This is a genomic window from Comamonas piscis (genome assembly GCF_014109725.1).
Lineage (GTDB): Bacteria > Pseudomonadota > Gammaproteobacteria > Burkholderiales > Burkholderiaceae_C > Comamonas > Comamonas piscis.
Window position 1 is genome coordinate 1,024,548 of record NZ_CP058554.1, and the last position, 20,034, is coordinate 1,044,581.

A 20,034-nucleotide genomic window follows, 5' to 3' on the forward strand; every position below is an offset into this window, starting at 1 on the left:
CGCTGCAGTAGTCTCAAGGCACGGACGCGGTAAAACTCAGCTGTCCGCTGTAGTTGCCGGCCGTGCGGCTGACGCTGTTGTCGTAGGCAAAGGTCCAGTTGGCTGTGCGGATGGTGACCAGGCTGTTGACGGTGCCGGTGCCACCCCCGGTGACATTGACGCTGGTGCCGGTACCGCTGGCTGGGATGGGTGGCGCAGGTAAGTTGGCGTCGCTGCTGGTCGCGCTGACCGCATTCATCGGAATGGTGGTGCTGCCGCTGGTCAGCGGGGTGGTGACGGTGGCAAACACGCTGACCTGGCCGCCGTTGCTGCGCACCTCGACGGGCAGCACATTGCCGCTGGCGGTGACCGCGAATGGGGGCGCGGTGCCGCTCCAGTTGACGGCGGTGTTGTTGCCGTTGGTAGGCGTGGTGGGTACGGCAGGAATGGAGGGGCTCAAGCTAAAGCCGACTTGTGAGGTGGTGCCGCCCGGCGTGGGCCAGGCGCCATCGCCGATGCGGAAAAACACATACTTGTCGATCTGGATGGCAAAGTTCAGCGCCACTGCCGGGGTGTTGCGTGGCAGGTTGCCGGTGCCAGAGGTGGCGCTGCCCGACTGCGCCGCTGGGCACAGGGCAGTCAGCACCAATGGCAGCAGCGCATGGCGCAGCAGGTTCAGCGGGCGGCACTGCTGTTTCATTGGAAATCCGCGTTCAGCTTGAAGCTGCCCTTGTCCCAGTCCAGCAGGCCACTGGCCTTGATGGGGTAGCTGGGCTGAATGGCAGGCTGTCCATCTTCGCCCTTGGGGACCAGGGCCAGGTGGCGGGTCTGGCCGGGCATGATGGGGGTGCCTTCCACGGCCAGCATAAAGTCGCGACCCTTGGCATCCTTGGCGTCCACCGTGCCTTCGAGGCGGCCATGGGCATCACCGCTGTTGCGCACGGTGATGGCAGGGCTGCGCTTGCCGGCAATGTCGCGCATGCCGATCTGCTGCACTTCGAGCTTGGGCTCGGCGCCGCCCAGCATCACATAGACGGCCACGGCAATGCGGCCGGTGACCGGCAGACTCAGGCTGGCGCCCCCGCTCTGGATGATGGTCTGCTGGGCCGGCTCCACCCCTTCGATGGCGATCATGAAGCGGCATTCACCACGCGGCGCATCGGCCGGCGGCGTGATCTGGAAGCGAAAGGCCTGCTTGGTTTGCGCTGGCACTTTGACGGTGCGGCGCTCCAGCGCCACCCAGGGGCGGCAGCTGCCGGGCAGCAGCTCATCGTGGTAGCTGATCTGGCCATCGGCCGAGTAGCTCCAGTCCAGAGTACGTACCGACAAGGCGGTGGTGGCCGAGCCCAGGTTGTGCAGATCGATCGACTGGCCAATGCGCTCGCCGTTTTTGGCATTCAGCTCAAAGCGCGACGGGGCGATCGCCATCTCGAACTGGGCGGCATGGGTCAGGCAACTGACCAGGGGCAAGGCCAGGGACAGCGAGTGGCGAAGGAAGCGGGAAAGGGTCATGGCTGGGTCTCTATCTCAAAATAGGATTCAAAGCGCAGGCTGCCGCCCTGGCCCATCTGCAACTGGCGTTGGTCCAGGCGCAGCTGCAAGTCAAAACTCTCGGTGATCCAGGGCGCACGCACCACGCCGCTCCAGACCAGCACGCGGTCGCCGGGCCGGCCCATGCCGCCCTGGAACAGCCCGCTGCTGCGCCATTGCAGCTGCATGCCCATGGGCGAGCGCAGGCCGGCTACCGCCAACGGGATGACGTAGTAAATGCGCGCCTGCTTGCCCACATAGGCGGCGGTGGCCAGGCGGTATTCCACATGTCCGAAAGGCAGGCTGATGGTGTGCGGGTCCAGCATCTGCGCATTGCGGAAATCCGAGTTGATCTGGGGACGTGGGGAGCTGGAGTCGTCCAGCCGGGTGGCCTGGGCATGGGCGCCTTGGCCGCAGGCGCCGGCCATGGCCAATAGAGCAGCACAACAGCGAAGGCGAAAGCTGGGCATGGACCCGTCTCCTTATTCCATCGACGCGGTGAAATACACCGTGCCCCGGTAGGTGCCTGCCGGGTAGAACGTATCGTTGGCGTATCTGAATGTCATGCGCGTGGCATTCATGTTGCGCGTCTGGTACGTCCAGGTGCCCAGACAAAGAATGATGATCGGAATCGAGCAGATATTGGCATTGGCATTGAAGCTGGCGATCTGTTGGTTGGTCGCACCGTTGAACTGACCGCTCTGTATATCTCCAGTCGCCGAGCCACTGTTGTTGCTGACTGTCCAGCTGATCTTGCTGAACGGGATAACGGTGCTGCCACAGGCGCCACTTTGGCAGACCAGGCCGGCGCTGGAGTCCACTCGCAAGGTGACGGGTCGGGCGACTTCCGAAGCAATGATCGGGCGCACCGGCGTGACCGAGATATCAATGGCGGGTGAGCCGGTGACGGCGGTGGGTGTAAGGCCCGCATTGTTGCCTGAGACATTGAACTGCACCGTATCGGTACCGGCAGCAGATCCCACCTGCAGCGACAGCGCATAGTTGCTGGTGCTTGCGCTGTCGCTGACCGTGATGATGACGGCGTTGGCAGGCACCGTGATGCCGCAGGCGAGCAGTACCAGCCCCGCACTCAGCGGTGCGCGTGCTGCCCGCAGGGCGGCACGCGCGGCGGTGGTTGCATCGCGCTTGCGCATCAGACGCCTGTCGCCGTATAGGTGACGGAGCCGGTGTAGGTGCCGGCGCTCCAAGCGGTGGCCGTGCCGGTCAGTGCATAGGTCCAGGTGCCACTCAACAAGGTGTTCGGGGTGAGCGTGGTGGATGCGCATGCGCCCAGGTTGGCGCCGGGATGGGGCACCGGCGTTGCACCTGCTGCTGTCACGGTGAAGTTGGCATTGGGTGGGCCGCCAGCTGCCGGGCTCCAGGCACCCACGGCGCAATTGATGTTGGCGGTGCCGGCATTGGTCCAGGCAGCCACCGACAGCACGTTGCCTGTAGGGGTGACGGCCACGGTGGGCGCGGTGCCATCCCAGGGCACCTGGACGTTGTTGGCGGTGGCCGTGGGCGTGGTGCCGGGGGTGGGCGGAATGGTCAGCGTTGCGTTCCAGGTGACGGTGTCCTGGACGGCATTGCTGGAACCCACCTTGAGCAGGATCAGCTTGGGGATGACCACGCTCAGGTTGACTTTGGCGGTGGCGGTCACGGTGCCCGTACCGGCCGAGGAGAAGCCGTATTGGCTTTCCGCCAAGGCATGGCCGGCGTAGGTCAGCGCCAGGGCAGATCCCAGCGCCAATGCTTTCAATTTTGGGTGTTTCATGGTTCGAGTCTTTCAAGAGAGCAAGCGCCTGGGCGCCGGGGTTTGGCCCATACCGTGCACGGGGTGCGCAAGCGGGGGCCTGGGTTCTGCTGCATGGTTAGTCCTCCACCTGGGTGATGGGGATCTCGGCGTTGGCTTCGCCACGCAGCGGAACATCGACGCCCAGCACCGCGCCGTCGGCAGCGCCCCAGGGCAGGGGCACGCTGTCGAGCGTGATGCTGAGCTGATGGCGGCCTACGCCGACCATCGGGAATAAAAAGCGGCCTTCGGCATCGGTCGTGGTGCGGTAGCGCCCATCAAGCACCACCTCAACGCCTTGTGCGCCGGTTTCATCGGCCTGGATGCGGCCATCCTTGTTGGCGTCATAAAACACGCGGCCAGCGACACTGCCGCTGCCATTGCCAGGCATGCCACCGGCCACGGCAAAGGGGCGGCCGGTGCCGCCTTCCCAGCGCAGATAGACATAGGCGGTCTTGTCGTTGCTGCGGTAGATCTGCGGGCTGGTCCAGCTGAGGATCTGGTTGGTGGCCAGGCGCGCCTGGTTGAGCAGTACACCCATGCCCATGCTCCAGCCATTGCCCCACTGCTTTTCGGCCAGCAGATTGCCGGACAAGCCCCGGCTGGTGAAGAGCCCACCGCTTTGCGAGGTGTAGCGCAGGTTGCCGGAAATGCTCAGCGTACTGCTGGGCCAGTAGCGGCCTTGCACGCCGGCGGTGGGGTAGTGCTGGGTGGTGCCGTTGCTGCGGTCATCCGCCCAGCCCAGGGTGGTGGTCAGCTCAGGACGCATGGTCTCGCGCTGGGCGCTGATCCAGTCCTGCTCCCACTGCAGCTCGCGGCCGGTAGCAGTGCCGTCGCCCAGCACGATCTGCTCATTGATGCGCAGGCTCAGGCTGAAGCGCGAGCGCGGCAGGTCGCCAAAGCGGGTCTGGTAGTAGCCATAGGCGTAGAGGCTGCGCATCTTGCCATCCAGGCCAGTACCCTGGCCGTCGCCCGCATAGCGGGTCTGGTACAGGTTGAGGTTGCCGCCCAGCGCGGTTCGGCGGTCCAGCTGGTAGTGCAGATTGCCGCTCAGCCCCACGCGGGTCTGGCCTTGCTGGGCCGGCCAACTGCTGGCGCGCATGCGCTCCACATCCACCCCCGTGCCCCAGCTCATGCGGCTGGTGCTATGGTCCATGCGCCAGTAAGCGCCTTGCGTGCCCGAGGGCAGCAGGTAGTCACCAAAATGCAGATTGGGCCGGGTCACATAGGCACCCCAGGTATGGCGGTAGCGGCCTAGCTTGGTGTCTGCCTCCAGGTACAGGCCTTGTGCGCTGCCAGATGGGGTTTGTGCCGAATCGCTGCTTGTGCTGCTGCCCAGCGCGGTCAGTCGGCCGCGCAATGCGCCATCCTGCTGCGTGGGCGAGCCATAGCCCAGTGCTGCGGCCCAGCTGCTGACCCGCTTGCTGCCACTGTCCTGGTCGTTCCAGAGGCCATAATCCACCGCCGCAACATTGTTGGCCTGGTTCAACTGGCCGGCGGCATACCAGGCGCCGCCCAGGCGCTGGGTGGCGCCCACCCAGGCGACCGTGCCCTGGCTTTTTTCGAAGCCGGGATAGGGGCCGCCCAGCAAATCGCCCCGCTGGCCCATGCCGGCGCTGATGTCAAAGTCCGCGCCATAGATGCGGGTGGACAGGCCCCGCACGGTGCTGGTGCCCAGCATCAGGCGGTAGTTCTGGCCCAGGCCCCGGGTCAGCTCGCTGTAGCCGTCGCCGATGGTGGTGTCCATGCGGATGCCGGGCGTGATGGGCATGGCCAGGTTCTGCACGGTGATGCGCTGGCTGCTGGATTGGCGGGCATAGCCCAGAGCGCCAATGCCATTGAAGGCATCTTGGCCGCCATGCATGCTGCGCACATCGGCCTGCAGCAGCCACTCGCCATAGTTCAGGGTTTGCTGGCGGTACTGGATGCGCTGGCCTAGCTCGGTGCCGCTTTGGCTGCCCAACGGGCCGTTGTCGGAACGGGCGATACCCAGGCGGCTCTCCAGCGCCCAGCTGCGCAGCCCCAGCGGCAAGGTGCTGGGGTCGACTTCTTCGGCTTCACCGGCCCGCAGGGCCGTCAGTTCATCGGCGCTCATGAAGTTGTCCTCGTAGGCGGCGGGCGCCGCCTCGATGGTGGCGCGCAGCCGGGCCTGCTCCGCCTGGGCAGCGCTCAGTGACTCCACCTGGGCACTGACTGCCTGATCGCTCTGTGCTTGGGCTAGGCGCACATGCCCACCAAGCACCAGCACCCACATCCCCCAAGCGGCACGCCCTGTAAACGCCTGGAAGAAACCAGTGCCGCTGTACAAGGGATGCCGCTCAACAACATTCATTTGTAATTAGGAGTTAACTAACGTTGGATTTATTCTGCGCGGATGCCACCAATCAAATGTCAAAATTTGATACACAACGTTAAGTGTGTCAGGGGAGATAACAGTGAAGTGTGATGGCGCGTAGAAAGAAAATGAAAAATCTCTTCTACGGGTGATCATGATCATTTATGAGCGATCTATGTCATAAATCTTTGCTTGATATAGATTGTTTGGATAAGCAATTTCTAAAATGACGGTATACCTTGAAGCGGCGCGGTCTGCACCCATATAGACCCTTGATCTGTGTTGATGAAGACTAAGCTCCCATGACCAAAAAAACCCATTCCTTCCAGGCCGAAGTGGCCCAACTGCTCCACTTGGTGACGCATTCGCTGTATTCGAACCAAGAGATCTTTTTGCGCGAGCTGATCTCCAATGCGTCTGATGCATGCGACAAACTGCGCTTTGAAGCGCTCAATGACAGCGGTTTGTACGGCGACCAGCCCGATCTGGAAGTGCGCGTGTCCTTCGATGACAAGGCCAAGACCTTGACCATCAGCGACAGCGGTATTGGCATGACCACGCAAGAGGCCATCGACAACCTGGGCACGATTGCCAAGAGCGGCACCAAGGCCTTCATGGACAAGCTGAGTGGCGACCAGAAGGCCGATTCGCAGCTGATCGGCCAGTTCGGCGTGGGCTTTTACTCCGGCTTTATCGTGGCCGATAAGATCACCGTCGAGTCGCGTCGCGCGGGCACCGAGGCGTCTGAGGGCGTGCGCTGGACCAGCGGCGGCATGGGCGACTTCGAGGTCGAGCAGATCGAGCGTGCCCAGCGCGGCACCAGCATCACCTTGCACCTGCGCGAGGATGCGCAGGACTTCTTGAACGGCTACAAGCTCAAGGAAGTGATTGCCAAGTACTCCGACCACATCAGCCTGCCCATCCTGATGGAAAAGGAAGAGTGGAAAGAGGGCGAGAACGAGCAGCCCGGCGAGATGGTCAAGACCGGCGAATGGGAAACCGTGAACAAGGCCAGCGCCTTGTGGACCCGCGCCAAGAAGGACATCAGCGCCGAGCAGTACCAGGATTTCTACAAGGCCATCAGCCACGACTACGAAGACGCGCTGACCTGGAGCCACAACCGGGTCGAAGGCAATACCGAGTACACCCAGCTGCTCTATATCCCCGCGAAGGCCCCGTTTGACCTGTACCAGCAGGGCAAGCATGCGGGCATCAAGCTGTATGTGAAGCGCGTGTTCATCATGGACGACGCCCAGGCGCTGATGCCCCAGTACCTGCGCTTTGTCAAAGGCGTGATCGATTCGGCCGACCTGCCGCTGAACGTGAGCCGCGAGCTGCTGCAAGAGAGCCGCGATGTGCGCCTGATCCGTGATGGCTCGGTCAAGCGCGTGTTGTCGATGCTGGAAGACCTGGCCCGCCACGACAAGCCGCAGGCCGCTGCTGCCGAAGGCAGCGATGGCGTGGTGGATGTGGTCAGCGAAGACGACAAGGCCAAGGAAGGCAAGTACAGCCGCTTCTACAGCGAGTTTGGTGCCGTGCTCAAGGAAGGCCTGGGCGAGGACATGGCCAACAAGGAGCGCATCGCAAAGCTGCTGCGCTTTGCATCGACCACGCAGGAAGGCCTGAACACCTCGTTCGCCGACTACAAGGCGCGCATGAAAGAGGGCCAGGAGGCCATCTACTACATCACCGCCGACACCTTGGCCGCTGCCAAGAGCAGCCCGCAGCTCGAAGTGTTCAAGAAAAAGGGCATCGAGGTGCTGCTGATGAGCGACCGGGTCGACGAATGGGCGCTGAACTTCCTGCAGGACTTTGATGGCACCTCGCTGCAATCGGTGGCCAAGGGTGCTGTTGACCTGGGCAAGCTGCAGAACGAGGAAGAGAAGAAGGCCGCTGAAGAAGCCGCTGAAGCCTTCAAGCCCGTGCTGGCCCAACTGAAGGAAGCGCTGAAGGACCGTGCCGACGACGTGCGCGCTACCAGCCGTTTGGTGGACTCGCCTGCATGTCTGGTCGTCTCGGACAGCGGCATGAGCCTGCAACTGGCGCGCTTGCTCAAGCAGGCCGGCCAGGCCGCCCCTGAATCCAAGCCGGTGCTGGAGGTCAATCCAGAGCACCCACTGGTCAAGAAACTGGACGGCTCGGTGCACTTCCACGACCTGGCCCAGATTCTGTTTGACCAGGCCGTGCTGGCCGAAGGTGGCCTGCCGGAAGATCCTGCCGCCTATGTCAAGCGGGTGAACGCGCTGCTGGTGTAAACCCAGCCCAGGCCATCCCAAAAATCCCCGCCGGGTTAGAAACCGGGCGGGGATTTTTTATGCCAGGGGTATCCATCGCGGGTATTTTTTCGATGCAGATTATCGCGCTGGATTTTTGCGTGATGCCTTGCTTGGGAAGATCAACCAGGCCAGATATATGGGCAATGGGAGCGCTTACTTACCAAAGAAAAACAATGAATAATAACCGAGAGAGAATCAGTTAATATTTGTTGACATTCTCTATGTAGGAGCATGACTACATGGAAAAATTCAGCGCTGTTTGGAATTGCTGGACCAACATGATCGTTTTTCCCTTGGACCAAGCAGCAAGGCTTGAAGTTTTTCAAGCCGCTGGGAAGGACAAGTGGAGGGCGCTGAGGCGCTGCACCAAGATGGGGCGTCTCCCATTCGGGCGCTTGATCCGAGCGGTGGTGGGAGCGGTTGCTCTCAGCTTGCGATCTGCTTATTTTTTAAATAAATCATCATATTGATTCTGCGCTCATGGAGTCCGATGTATGTAGACCGTCTGGCAGCGCGGAGACGTCGTTACATGTTTTTTCGCTTTGCGCTTCGCCAGCGCTTACGCTGTCTGTCGGCAGGATGCAAATGCATGCTCGCTGCCCACTGGGCGCAAGGTGTGTGAATCCTATGAGTTTTGGTGCATTGTTTCAGTGCATCATTGATTTATATCCAATAAGTTAATTAAAAGTTTATTGGATATATACGCCTGATCGCGGTGCTAAATTCGGCCCCCTTGTTGCCTTATGCAGCGGGGGTCTTTTAGACCAGCCTCTACCGCAGAAGACCAACTGGCCATGGCCTGAAGAATCCTGGTCTTTGCACCGGTAGTCCTTTCATCCACTGAATGTGCAATCCGAAATCCCCATTTTCTCGGGGAGGGCGGAGCTTTGCCTTTTTTTTGCAGGACCTTGAAAGTGTTTCATCCCTATTGGCCACCGGCGCTGCTCGCGAAAATGCGCGGCAGTCTAGCCGTTGCCCTGGTTTCGGGCGTCTTGCCCGGGGTCGCGTTGGCGCAGTCGACCCGCTACGACATCTTTGTGAACCATGACGCCTTTGTCGCCCAGACGGGAGCCGTTGCTGAGAACGGCTCGGTGGATGGCCCAGCGGGCGCCGACTTTGTCTATCGCGCCAAGGTCAAGCTCAATGGCGGCACAGGTGAGGTGGCGAATGTGACGCTGCAGCAATGGCTGCCGGCGGGTGCCATTTTTCAAGCGATCGCGGCGCCCGAGGGCGTCAGCTGCGCAGCGCCACTGCCGGGGGCTGGCGACACCATCGCCGCCAATGCGCCGCTGGCTTGCACGATAGCCAAGGTCACTGCGAGCGATTTTGTGGCGGTGGACTTCCGCGTCAAGCTGCCCAGCGCAAGCACCGACTGGACCGCACATGCCTCCGCCGCCAGCCCGGACAACCTGGACCCGGATGCCGGCGATGCCGAGCCCAACCACAGCCGCATTGCGCGCACCATCACCACCTATGAGCGCGCCGACCTGGCGGTGCAGATTCTGGCGCCGATCGATGGCTCGTCCCATACCCAGGGCGACAAGGTTGATTACCAGCTCCAGGTGCGCAATACCGATTCGCCCTATGCCTTTGTGCTGAAGGCCGGCGAGAAGGCGGTTGTGCGCTTTCCGCAGCCGGAAGGCACCGAGTTCCAAGGCAGCCCCACTGGTAATGGCTGGGTCTGTGCCAAGGCAGAAGATGCCAGTGCCAACCAGCCCGTGCCGGTATGGAGCTGCAGCTATACCGTGCCCGCCGGCCAGACCGTAGACCGCAACCGCGATTTGCCGCTGCTGAGCGTGCCCCTGCTGATCAAAGCCAGTGAGGGCCAGGTGGCCAGCGCAGCTTCGGTATCGGGTGAGACTGCGACCGGACAGCTGTTTCTGGATGCCGATCCTGACAACAACACCGATGCGGTGCGCATCCAGGTGCAGCCCAATGTGAACCTGGACATGGCCCTGACCAAGGACGTGAACCCCAAGGTGCTGGACAAGCAGGCCACCGGCCCCGTGCCTGTGACCTATACGCTCAGCGCCAAGCGGGTGGCGGGTGAGTTGGTGCCGCAAGATATTGTGGTGACCGACACCTTGCCTGCAGGGGTCAGCTTTGTGTCCGCTGAGGGCTCGGATTGGGTTTGCAGCAATAACGCGCAAGTCATTCGCTGCCAGTTCACCGGTGCGTTTACAACGAATCTGCCGCAGATCACGGTCAAGGCGTCAGTGGATGTGTCCTCGGTCGCTGCAGAAACCGTGATCAACAACGCGGCTACCGTCTCCGCCAGCAATGAATCGCCCGCCAATGTGGGCGCCAACAACGAGGCGCAGGCCAGCGTGTTGGTCAGCAACAAGGTGAATCTGGCGGTCAGCAAAAGCACCTCGGCTTCCGTGATCGCCTCCGGCCAGGAATACCAGTACTCCATCAAGATCAAGAACAATGGCCCGCTGGCCGTGCTGCCGGGCCAGACCATGACGGTGAGCGACCAGCTCGACGGCCAACTGCAGTTTTTGGGTGTTGCAGCAGGATCGCCCTGGGTCTGCACTCCCGAGAGCACCACGGCCGCTGAACTGGGCAAGCTGCTGAGCTGCACTTTCAAGGGCGGTATTGCGGCGGGCGGCACGTCGGAGCTGCTGCTGAATGTGGTGGCGCATATCGATGCGGCCAACGGCAAGTTTGCATCGATTGCCAACGGCGCTGCATTGACGGGTATGGAGGGCCGCGACGGTGCGCCGCTGAACGTGATTGCGAGCAGCAGCAAAGTCAATATCTCGGAATCCAAGGCCGATCTGTCGATCAGCAAGTCGGCGGAGATCCCCGGCGCATCGAAGGCATCAGGTGCGGAGGTGGTCTATACCCTGCGCGTGAAAAATGATGTGCCCCAGGGTGCAGAGAACGCAGACCTGCAGACGGCGCAAACCGTCACGGTGACCGATACCATCGGCAACCTGCTGACCGACTACAGCGCGGGCGTGCTGGGTGTGACCGCCTATGCCAACAACCGCTATCTGACGGCCGAGGTGCAGATGCCTGCGGACAACGGTGCTGAGATGGAAGCCTGCTCGATCTCTGGCAATAACAACCAGAAGTCTGCGACCGTCAGCTGCACGCTGCGCAACCTGCCGGCCGACCCGGCGGTGGACTATGTGATCGTCATCAAGGCGAGGCAGTATGTCGATCCCCAGAACAACGACACGCAGACCAACACCCTCGTCAACGAAGCAAGCGTGGGCTCGCCCGATACGGCAGAGTTCAACACGGACAACAACCGTGCCAAAGCATCGGTGGAGATGGAAGCGCTGACGGACCTGACGGTGACCAAGCAGGCCGCGCCCGAGAGCGCAGCCGCCGGCCAGGCGATTACCTATACCTTGACGGCGAAGAACAGCGGCCCGTCTCAGGCCCGCCAAGTCCGCGTGACCGATCAGCTGCCTGTGGCCAGCATTTGGGTGGGCAAAGCCCCGGTCATTACCGGCGGCAGCTGTGCCTTGAGCGCTGGCGCGGTCTTTGCAGCCGGCCTGGAGATCACCGAAGCCAACCGCACGATGACCTGCGCATGGGACGATGCCATGGGAGAAAACGCGCAAAAGACGGTGACCTACCAGTTGCGCTCGCGCAGCAAGGACTACCCGCCCCAGCTGGACAACAGTGTGGTGGTGGCCTCGGTAACGCCAGAAACGGACACCAGCAATAACAGCGCCAACGAAGCGGTGCCGCTGGACAAGCCCCAGGTCGATGTGCTGGTGAACATGCGCCACACCAATGACGGCATCCCGCTGGACACAGGCAACACCCAGTACACGATCACGGTCACCAACAGTGGTGCGTCGCAGTCCTATGCGACGGGTGTGCAGATGCTGGACCAGTTCCCGGCGCCGGGATCGACGGCTGACTTCCGCTTTGTCTCGCTCGACAGCGTGCAGATGTCCAGCGGTGATAGCCGCATTGGCCTGGACAGCTGCGTGGTGCCTGCTGCTGGTGCGCTCGCAGGGACCTTGGTCTGTGATTTCCCGTGGCTGGCGCCGAGCGAGTCGGTGGTGATCAAGTTCACGATGGAGCCCGCAAGCTTGCTGGACGGCCGCGCCGTGGGCACCATCAACCACCGCGCTAGCGTGACCGCCGATGTGGAGGCGCTGGACGGTGTGGATGTCAGCAAGAACAACCAGACCACCGACCGCACCTCGACCTATGACCCGGCCCAGGTCTCGCCGGATGATCTGGACAAGCTGCGCTATGTGGACCTGTCGCTGACCAAGACCACGTCGGCCACCGGTGCGGTGGATGTCGGTGATCTGATTGCCTACACCCTGACGGTGAAGAACGAGGAAGACCCGTCCGCCAACCCGCGCATGGACCTGGTGAACGGCCAGGCCGTGGTCAGCGATGTGCTGCCCGAAGGCCTGGTGCTGGAAGGCGCTACGCCCGCCGGTTGCGGTTACGAAGAGGCATCGCGCACGCTGCGCTGCGAGATCAGCACGCTCAATGCCGGCGATGAAGTGGCTTTCCCCTTCAGCGTCAAGCTGCTGTCGCGTGCAGAAGGGCAGACCAGCATCGTCAATACCGCCACCCTGACCAGCCCGGGCGACACTGACGAATCCAACAACGACAGCCGCACCGAGACGCCTTTGGCCGTCGTCGACCTGGCGCTGCTTAAAACCGTGGACAAGGCGCAAGCCGCCGCTGGCGATACCTTGGTCTACAGCCTGACCGTCGTCAACAACGGCCCGGCCGATAGCCGCGAAGCCAGCCTGACCGATGTCTTGCCTGAAGGCCTGGTCTTTGTGCAAGCCTCGCCCGCCTGCCAGTTTGACGAAGGCAGCCGCACGCTCAGCTGTGCGCTGGAGCCGCTGGCGGTGGGCGCATCCGTCGCGTTGACGGTGGAGACCACCGTGGATGCGGCGTTGGAAGGCCCGCTCAGCCTGGTCAATACCGCCGTGGTGGATCTGCCTGGTGACAGCGAACCTCGCAACAACGAAAGCTCGGTAACGACCACCATCCCTGGCAAGAACACCGGCGGTGAGGATGACAAGCCGGGTGGCCAGGTGGTGCCGGTCCCGGTGCTGTCCTCGGCAGCGCTGCTGCTGATGGCGTTGGCCATGGCGGGACTGGCGGCAGTTCGACTGGGACGCCGCAGCCGCTAAGGCTGAGCCATAGGATTTGCCTCCACCACCCAAGCCGCGCATAGCCATGCGCGGCTTTTTTTGCGTTGGGAATACGCTGCACCCGATCCCCAGTTGTTGACAGAGGCATTTCCCCCGGCAAGAACTTTAGCGGCTATATTTGCTCCTACGTCCACTTCGACGACGGCAGGCAGGCACCATGGTTCGCTTCTTTTTTGTATTTCTGGGGCTTCAGCTCACTTTGTTCGGTCTCAATATGCTGAGCTGGGTGCAAAAGCACCTGGTCGAGCCCTGGACGGCTTTGCTGGCGCAGATTTGCGCCTTTTTGGTGACCTGGTTCGACAAGTCGGCCGTCGCTGAGGGCAAGGTGCTGTGGAACCATGCGACCAACTTTGGCGTCTCCATCGAGGCCGGCTGCAATGGTATCGAGGCCTGCATTGTGTTGTTTGCGGCCATCATGGCCTTCCCGTCCAGCTGGCGCCACAAGCTCATCGGCCTGGTACTGGGTTTTATCGCGGTGCAAGCGGTCAACATCGTGCGCGTGATCAGCCTGTTCTACCTGGGCCAATGGAACATGACCGCCTTCAACTTTGCCCACGAGTACCTCTGGCAGGCGCTGATCATGCTGGACGTATTGGTGGTCTGGCTGGTCTGGGTACGTGCCGGCCAGCGCGCCAAGCGCGCTGACGACGGCTCGGACGCGCCGCCGCCTTCGGGCTCCGGGGCGGGCCCGACACTGGCAGCCGCCTGATCTGAACCGGCCAGCAGTGCAAGCACTGCTGGCTTTTTTCCATTGGCAGGACAAGAAGTACATGGCCCCCAGGCTGTGACCGAGGAAGAGGGATGAAGCGCTTAACCCCCATACAGCGATTTTCGCTGCTGGCCTTTGCCGGCATCATCGTGCTGACCACCGTATGGGTGCAGCTGTCGCCGTGGATGAGCTACCCGGTGGCGGTGATATCCAAAGAGGGCATGCTTGACCTGGCAGCCGGCTGGGTCAAGCAGGTGCATATCGCGCCAGGCAAGATCGAGGTAGATACCTCCGTCGGCGTGGCCAATGCCAATACCGGTGGCCGCTGGGCCGAGATTTCGGTGGACGGCGACCCGGGCCGCTATGCCTACGGCTTCCCGATCTTTCTGGCACTGCTGCTGGCTGCCTGGCGCAAAGGCCGCGTCTGGCGCGCTGTTCTCGGTTATGTGATCTTGCTGCCGTTCCAGGCGTTCAGCATCTCCACCAGCCTGCTGATGCAGATGGTGCTGGCCACCAATATCGACCTGCGCCTGCTCAAGATTTCGCAGACCCAGCTCGACTTGCTGGCCTATGGCTACCAGCTGGGCAGCCTGGTGCTGCCGACCTTGGTGCCGTTTCTGCTGTGGCTCTGGCTGGACCGGCAATTTGTCAACGAAGTGCTGGTCGAAGCCTGGAAGAAAAACATCCAGCCCAAGCTGGCGCCGCGCCCTACCGTCGTGCGCCCACCACCGCCCCCGCCGCCTGAGCAGGTGATCCGCCCGGCCGAGAGCGGGCCCGAGATCTCGCACGAGATCAGCATCAGCCTGCCGCCGCGCAAGTAAGCTTAGTTTTTTGAACCTGGAGCCGGCGCCGGCGTGCGCCAAGTTGCTACCGCCAGCGCGGCAGCCAGCAGCGCAAACACCGCGCAGAACGCCAGCAGCGCGCGGGACAGCCCCACCTGGTCCGACAGCCAGCCAATGCCCAAGATGGGCAGGATGGTGCCCACATAGCCGATGACCAGGTAGGTGGCCAGCAAGCCGGCCCGGTTGTCAGCCCGCGCCACCCGGTTGACCACGGAGATGCCGCCCAGGTTGCAGAGGCCATGGCCGAGCGCGGCGCTCAGCAGGCAGAGCACAAACAGCAACGCCGAGCTGGCAAACACATTGACCATCAGCAGCAGATTGCACAACGCCAGCGCCGCATAGCCGGTGATCAACACCTTGCGCGTGGCAAAGCTCTTGGCTACAAACTGCGAGGCGGCCGACAGCAGCAGAATCAGCCCAATGGACGGCCCGCTGATCGCCGGGCCGTGCCAGGGCAGCATGCTTTGCATAAAGCTGGGCGCAAGCGATGCAAACAGGCTGAACATGCCAAAGCCGCAGAAGGCACCCATGGACGCCAGGCCATAGCGGCGCAGCGCCGCGCGCTCGGGGAAGGTGAGGCGCGGCATCAGCTGGCGCAGGCTGAAGCGGGTGGTGGGCGGCGCCGGCTGGAGATGGGCCGGCATCTGCACCTGGAACAGCGCATAAATCGCCAAGGCGCTCAGCAACAGCGACGGCACATAGGCGCTGCGCAGCGGATAGGGTGCCCATTGCGCCACCAGCCCGCCCACAATCGGCCCCAGGCCAAAGCCAAAGGCAATCGTCAAACTGGTGGTGGCGGCAGCCCGCTGGGTATCGCCGCTGGTGTTGAGCTGGGTGAGGCCCAGCGAGGCTGAGGTGGTGATCATTCCCGAGGCCAGGCCGATGAGGATGCGGCTTGCGCTGAACACCTGCATGTTCCAGGCCAGCGCCGACAGCAGCACGCCTGCCGTCATCAGCATCACCCCCGCGCGCAAGACCTGGAAAAAACCATAGCGTGTCGTGATCGACCCGAGCAGCATCAGGCTGGTCAGCGCTGCCGCCATATAGAGCACAAACACCTGCGTGATCGCGCTGGGCGGCAGCTGCCACTGGGCCTGGTAGATCGGATAGAGCGGGCTGGCCAGCGCCGTGCCCATGACGCCGACGCACATCGAGAAGCACACCCAGAGGTAGGGCGGCCATTGGTATTTCATGATCAGAACTTGGGGCTGGGCTGCGGTGGTGGCAGCAGGCCAGCGGCGGGTAGCGGCTGGCCAGCGAGGACGGTGGGCTGCATTGTAGGGAGGGGGCTGTCCATGTCGCAGCCCGGGTTAGGTGCCCAGGGCCGGCCGTCGGACATCGGCATGCAATGTCCTTGTAGTCGGGGCTGGTGTGGCCATCGCTGTTAAAAATAGCCATGACCCGAATGTCCGCCTCGCGCTTTTCCCTTTCCCCCTACCGCCGTGTTGCGGCAGCCGTCGCCATGGCGGTGCTGTCCGTGGCTGCGCTGTCCGCCTGCTCACCCTATGTGGGCGTGGGCATCCCCGTGGGGCCGTTCTCGGTGGGCGTGGGTGTCGGCAGTGGTGGCGTTAGCGCCGGGGTGGGCACCGGCGTTGGCCCCGTTGGTGTGGGCGTAGGGGTCAACCAGCGCGGCCAGGTCACTGGCAATGCGGGGGTGGGGGTGGGTACCTCCGTCGGTGGTGCCCAGGTAGGCGTGGGGGTGGGCACCGGCACGGTGTTGTATGACCCGGCGGCGCCTGCGTCTGCCCCTGCTGCTGCACCGGCTATGCCACAAGCCCAGCCAGGCGTCGTGGTGCCGGGCGCCGTCAACCCGCCATCGGGCGAGCATGATGCCACCCTGCAATGGCGCGGTGCCGACGGCCAGCTGGTGCCCGACTGCCGAATCAACAACCGCTGCTAACCGGGGCCGTTACCTTCAAACGTACAGCGGCGCCTCATCCATCGCGATGAGCTGGGCCTGCAGCAGCTGGGTTTGCTCCTGCCAGTAGGCCTCGCTGCCAAACCAGGGAAAGTGGATCGGGAAGATCGGGTCGTCGAAACGCCGGGCCAGCCAGGCGCTGTAGTGGATCAGGCGTAGGGTGCGCAGTGGCTCGATGAGTGCCAGCTCGCGCCGGTCAAAGGGGCGGAACTGCTCATAGCCTTCCACCAAGGTCGAGAGCTGCGCGCTTTGCTGCATGCGGTCGCCCGACAGCAGCATCCACAGGTCTTGCACCGCAGGGCCGCTTCGCGTGTCGTCCAGATCGACAAAATGCGGGCCACCGCCGTGGTTTTCAGGTGGCACCCACAGGACATTGCCGGGGTGGCAGTCGCCATGCAGGCGCAGGCTGCGAAACCTGCCCGCCGCAAAGTGGCCGGTAGCACTGCCCGGGTCGATGATCTCGCAGATCTTATCGGTGGCGCGGCGGCAGGCATCGCTCCAGGCCGTGCGCTGGCCGGGCGGGATCGCACCCTGCGCCATCAGCCAGTCATGGGGCTCACGGGCAAAGTCCTGCGCGTTGATGCTGGGGCGGTGCGCAAAGGGCTGGGCCTCGCCCACGGTGTGGATGCGAGCCAGAAAGCGGCCCACCCATTCCAGCACCTCCCAGTCGTCCAAGTCGGGCTGGCGCCCGCCTCGCCAGGGCGATACCGAAAAGCGGAAACCGCCATGCTGCAGCAGGCTGTGGCCGCCCAGCTGCAAAGGTGCTACCACCGGCACCTCGGCATCGGCCAGCTGTTGGGAGAACTGGTGCTCCTCGGAAATCGCCGCATCGCTCCAGCGGCCTGGGCGGTAAAACTTGCAAACCACCTTGCTGCCGTCTTCCAGCCAGACCTGGTAGACGCGGTTCTCATACGAGGACAGCGGGTTCAGGCGGCCATCACCCCACAGGCCCACCGATGCCAGTGCATTGAGCACCACATCGGGCGTGAGTGCGGCATAGGCATGTTCTTGCTGCGGGCTGCTGGGCTGGGAGTCGTCAATATCGTGCATCCCGCCATTGTGCGCCCTTCCTGTGACGGCCTTCAGAGCCGCAAGGCGCAAAAAAAGCCGGGCATGCAAGGCATGCACCGGCTGTACTGGAGCGTGTCAATCGATCAGCGGTAATGCTTAGACCACCACGGTCAGGGTCTTGTCGATATTGCCGCGGGTGGCGTTGGAGTAAGGGCAGACCTGGTCAGCGTCATGCACCAGCTTTTCGGCCACGGCCTTGTCCATGCCAGGCAGGTTGACCGTCAGGCGGGCAGCGATGCCGTAGGCGTTCGGGATGGGGCCCAGGTCCACTTCCGCGTCGATCGACAGGCCATCGGGCAGGGCCAGCTTTTGCTTGCCAGCCACTGCCTTCATCGCGCCGATAAAGCAGGCAGAGTAGCCAGCGGCAAACAGCTGCTCGGGGTTGGTGCCCTGGCCGCTGGTGCCGGGGGAGGACAGGTTCACGTCCAGACGGCCATCATCCGTGCGCGATGCGCCGTCGCGGCCGCCGGTGGTGTGTGCGTGGGCGGTGTACAGAACTTTTTCGAGACTAGCCATGGTGAACTCCTGGTCAAGGGTGGGGGAAAACTTGCTTCATCAAGAAGCGGCGGTCAGCGGCGCGGCCAGGCGGCTGCGCAGCTGTTGAATCTGTTGGGTCAAGGCCTGCAGCTCTTGCAAACCGCATTGGCTGTGCTCCAGCACACAGGCGGGGATGGCAGCGGCTTGCGCACGCAGTTGCCGACCGGCCTCCGTCAGGTACACCCGCACGCGGCGCTCATCTTCGCTGTCGCGCTGGCGATGCAACCAACCTGCTGTCTGCATGCGCTTGAGCAGTGGCGTCAACGTACCCGAATCCAGGTACAGACGCTCGCCGAGCTCGGAGACCATGCCGCCATCGCCCTCCCACAGTACCAAGAGCACGAGGTACTGCGGGTAGGTCAAACCCAATGGTTCGAGCAGGGGCTTGTACAGCTTGGTCATCGCCAGCGAGCTGGAGTACAGCGCAAAACACAGCTGCTGGTCGAGCAGCAGCGCGTTGTGGGCAGTGGCGGGAGTGGCGTTGGGCATGGGTTGAATTATCGTGTTCAATTAAATTGTGCGCAACTTAATTTTTGAAGCACCTGTTGTCAGCAGGGTGTTTGGTGGGGGCCGGTGCATCGGCCCTGGATTCGTCTTAAGAAGAGGCAACCCGCGTCTCAGACGAAGGCTGGGCCGCCCAGCGTTCTCAGTAAGCGGTCTGCACCACCTGGCCGCTGCTGTCCTTGAACTTGGCGGCCACCGCATCGGCGGCGGTACGCAGCAGGATCAAGTCCATCGAGACGGCGACAAACTGTGCGCCCAGTGCCAGGCATTCGCGGGCGCGGGCCTCGTCCACCATCAGGATGCCAGGGGCCTTGCCTGCAGCGCGGATGCGGGTGATGGCGTCATCAATAGCGGCATTGACGACCGGGTGGCGCGGCTGGCCGGGGTAGCCCATGCTGGCGGACAGATCGGCCGGGCCGATAAAGATGCCGTCCACGCCATCGACGGCGGCAATGGCCTCGATCTGGTCCAGCGCTTGTGCGGTCTCCACCTGCACCAGCAGGCAGAGCTCCTTGTCGGCATCGTCCACATACTGCATATCGCGGCCAAAGTTGCTGGCGCGCATCGAGCCGCCCATGCCGCGAATGCCCTGGGGCGCATAGCGCATGGCCTGCACGGCGGCGCGGGCCTCGTCGGCGTTTTGCACAAAGGGGATCAGCAGGGTTTGGGCACCAATGTCCAGGTAGCGCTTGATGAGCACTGGGTCGTTCCAGGCCGGGCGCACCACGGCGCTGGTGGGGCGGGGCTGCAGGGCCGCCTCTACCGCCTGCAGCTGCTGCAGCACCTGGGGCACATCATTGGGCGAATGCTCGGTGTCGAGCATGATCCAGTCGTAGCCGCTGCCGGCCAGCAGCTCGGTGATGTAGGGCGAGGGAAAGGCCGACCACAGGCCGATCTGCGCCTGGCCGGCGGCCATGGCTTTTTTGAAGAGGTTGGGTGTTGGCATGCTTGTCTCTGTTGTGTGGTGTTGTCTGTGTGGTGGAGTGGTCAGGGCAGGAGGTGGATCTCGTCGTTGCTCGGCCGCGTGCGGCAGCTCCCCGCCAAGGTGTGCCATTCGCTGGCGCCCAGGTCCAGCGCTTGCTGGTCCGCCATGGCCGTCACGCTGCGGCAGATGGGCTTGAAGTGCTTGGCGGCCACCGTGTCGCGCCCATAGCGCTGGTAGTAGCGCTGCAGGTGCAGGTCGGCGGCGGGTACCCGGGCGGCCACATAGGCCAGGTAGTCGCGGTAGAGCGCATCGACTGGCGCGTCTTCCAGCTGCTGCTTCCAGATGCGAAAGCCGGCCATGCAGGCCACCAGGGCCAGCACCAGCGCGGCCACGGGCAGGGCCTTTTTCCAGATCGGGGTGCTGCGTGGCGCGGGCATGGGGCAGGAATCGCTGGGCAGCGCGG

Annotated in this window: 18 protein-coding genes; 5 read left to right on the plus strand and 13 right to left on the minus strand. The window is 63.1% G+C overall.

The features are described 5' to 3' along the window. Positions 1 to 13: 13 nt before the first annotated feature. The 6 genes from HS961_RS04670 to HS961_RS04695 all read right to left on the minus strand — a co-directional run bounded on the left by HS961_RS04670 (position 14) and on the right by HS961_RS04695 (position 5,633). Complete coding sequence (locus HS961_RS04670; RefSeq protein ID WP_238347789.1) at positions 14 to 679, minus strand: hypothetical protein; 666 nt, start codon at positions 677 to 679, stop codon at positions 14 to 16. After that, positions 676 to 1,491 carry a hypothetical protein gene (locus tag HS961_RS04675; RefSeq protein WP_238347790.1) on the minus strand — a complete coding sequence of 272 codons (816 nt, stop codon included), beginning with the start codon at positions 1,489 to 1,491 and terminating at the stop codon, positions 676 to 678. The genes HS961_RS04670 and HS961_RS04675 overlap by 4 nt, the downstream gene beginning before the upstream one ends. Next, positions 1,488 to 1,937: a hypothetical protein gene (locus tag HS961_RS04680; protein WP_238347792.1), complete on the minus strand. Its 450-nt coding sequence runs from the start codon at positions 1,935 to 1,937 to the stop codon at positions 1,488 to 1,490. Before HS961_RS04680 ends, HS961_RS04675 begins: the two co-directional genes overlap by 4 nt. Before the next feature lie 54 nt (positions 1,938 to 1,991). Next, positions 1,992 to 2,663 carry a hypothetical protein gene (locus HS961_RS04685; protein WP_238347793.1) on the minus strand — a complete coding sequence of 224 codons (672 nt, stop codon included), beginning with the start codon at positions 2,661 to 2,663 and terminating at the stop codon, positions 1,992 to 1,994. Next, the gene (locus tag HS961_RS04690; RefSeq protein WP_238347794.1) at positions 2,663 to 3,283 is read right to left on the minus strand and encodes a hypothetical protein; all 621 of its coding nucleotides are present in this window, start codon (positions 3,281 to 3,283) and stop codon (positions 2,663 to 2,665) included. Before HS961_RS04690 ends, HS961_RS04685 begins: the two co-directional genes overlap by 1 nt. Before the next feature lie 97 nt (positions 3,284 to 3,380). After that, a complete protein-coding gene (locus tag HS961_RS04695; protein WP_182326602.1) occupies positions 3,381 to 5,633 on the minus strand; it encodes a hypothetical protein in 2,253 nt (750 codons plus the stop codon). Between the two features lie 305 nt (positions 5,634 to 5,938). Between HS961_RS04695 and htpG the strand changes: the two genes are divergently transcribed. From htpG to HS961_RS04715, 4 genes are all read left to right on the plus strand, one after another. Then, positions 5,939 to 7,891, plus strand: coding sequence for a molecular chaperone HtpG (gene htpG, locus HS961_RS04700; RefSeq protein ID WP_182326603.1), 1,953 nt, complete (start codon positions 5,939 to 5,941; stop codon positions 7,889 to 7,891). 935 nt (positions 7,892 to 8,826) lie between these two features. Beyond that, positions 8,827 to 13,044 (plus strand): DUF11 domain-containing protein, encoded by a 4,218-nt coding sequence (locus tag HS961_RS04705; RefSeq protein ID WP_182326604.1) that lies wholly within the window; start codon positions 8,827 to 8,829, stop codon positions 13,042 to 13,044. A gap of 178 nt (positions 13,045 to 13,222) precedes the next feature. After that, positions 13,223 to 13,774, plus strand: a complete 552-nt coding sequence (gene xrtH / locus HS961_RS04710) for an exosortase H (RefSeq protein WP_182326605.1) — start codon at positions 13,223 to 13,225, stop codon at positions 13,772 to 13,774. 92 nt (positions 13,775 to 13,866) lie between these two features. After that, the gene (locus HS961_RS04715) at positions 13,867 to 14,595 is read left to right on the plus strand and encodes an exosortase H-associated membrane protein (RefSeq protein WP_182326606.1); all 729 of its coding nucleotides are present in this window, start codon (positions 13,867 to 13,869) and stop codon (positions 14,593 to 14,595) included. Positions 14,596 to 14,597: 2 nt separating this feature from the next. Here HS961_RS04715 and HS961_RS04720 read toward each other — a convergent pair whose 3' ends face one another. Continuing rightward, positions 14,598 to 15,809 carry an MFS transporter gene (locus HS961_RS04720; protein WP_238347795.1) on the minus strand — a complete coding sequence of 404 codons (1,212 nt, stop codon included), beginning with the start codon at positions 15,807 to 15,809 and terminating at the stop codon, positions 14,598 to 14,600. Positions 15,810 to 15,811: 2 nt separating this feature from the next. Next, positions 15,812 to 15,961 (minus strand): hypothetical protein, encoded by a 150-nt coding sequence (locus tag HS961_RS04725; RefSeq protein WP_182326607.1) that lies wholly within the window; start codon positions 15,959 to 15,961, stop codon positions 15,812 to 15,814. Between the two features lie 60 nt (positions 15,962 to 16,021). On the opposite strand from HS961_RS04725, the gene HS961_RS04730 reads away from it, so the two are divergent. After that, positions 16,022 to 16,516 (plus strand): hypothetical protein, encoded by a 495-nt coding sequence (locus HS961_RS04730; RefSeq protein ID WP_182328133.1) that lies wholly within the window; start codon positions 16,022 to 16,024, stop codon positions 16,514 to 16,516. 15 nt (positions 16,517 to 16,531) lie between these two features. Here the strand turns inward: HS961_RS04730 and HS961_RS04735 are convergent, their stop codons facing one another. From HS961_RS04735 to HS961_RS04755, 5 genes are all read right to left on the minus strand, one after another. Continuing rightward, positions 16,532 to 17,584: a serine/threonine protein kinase gene (locus HS961_RS04735; RefSeq protein WP_182326608.1), complete on the minus strand. Its 1,053-nt coding sequence runs from the start codon at positions 17,582 to 17,584 to the stop codon at positions 16,532 to 16,534. Positions 17,585 to 17,701: 117 nt separating this feature from the next. Continuing rightward, the gene (locus HS961_RS04740) at positions 17,702 to 18,121 is read right to left on the minus strand and encodes an organic hydroperoxide resistance protein (RefSeq protein ID WP_182326609.1); all 420 of its coding nucleotides are present in this window, start codon (positions 18,119 to 18,121) and stop codon (positions 17,702 to 17,704) included. A 39-nt stretch (positions 18,122 to 18,160) separates the two neighbouring features. Then, on the minus strand, positions 18,161 to 18,631 hold the full coding sequence (locus HS961_RS04745; protein WP_182326610.1) for a MarR family winged helix-turn-helix transcriptional regulator: 471 nt from the start codon (positions 18,629 to 18,631) through the stop codon (positions 18,161 to 18,163). A 157-nt stretch (positions 18,632 to 18,788) separates the two neighbouring features. After that, positions 18,789 to 19,592 carry an HpcH/HpaI aldolase family protein gene (locus HS961_RS04750; protein ID WP_182326611.1) on the minus strand — a complete coding sequence of 268 codons (804 nt, stop codon included), beginning with the start codon at positions 19,590 to 19,592 and terminating at the stop codon, positions 18,789 to 18,791. A gap of 41 nt (positions 19,593 to 19,633) precedes the next feature. Next, positions 19,634 to 20,008 (minus strand): hypothetical protein, encoded by a 375-nt coding sequence (locus tag HS961_RS04755; protein ID WP_182326612.1) that lies wholly within the window; start codon positions 20,006 to 20,008, stop codon positions 19,634 to 19,636. Positions 20,009 to 20,034 lie beyond the last annotated feature (26 nt).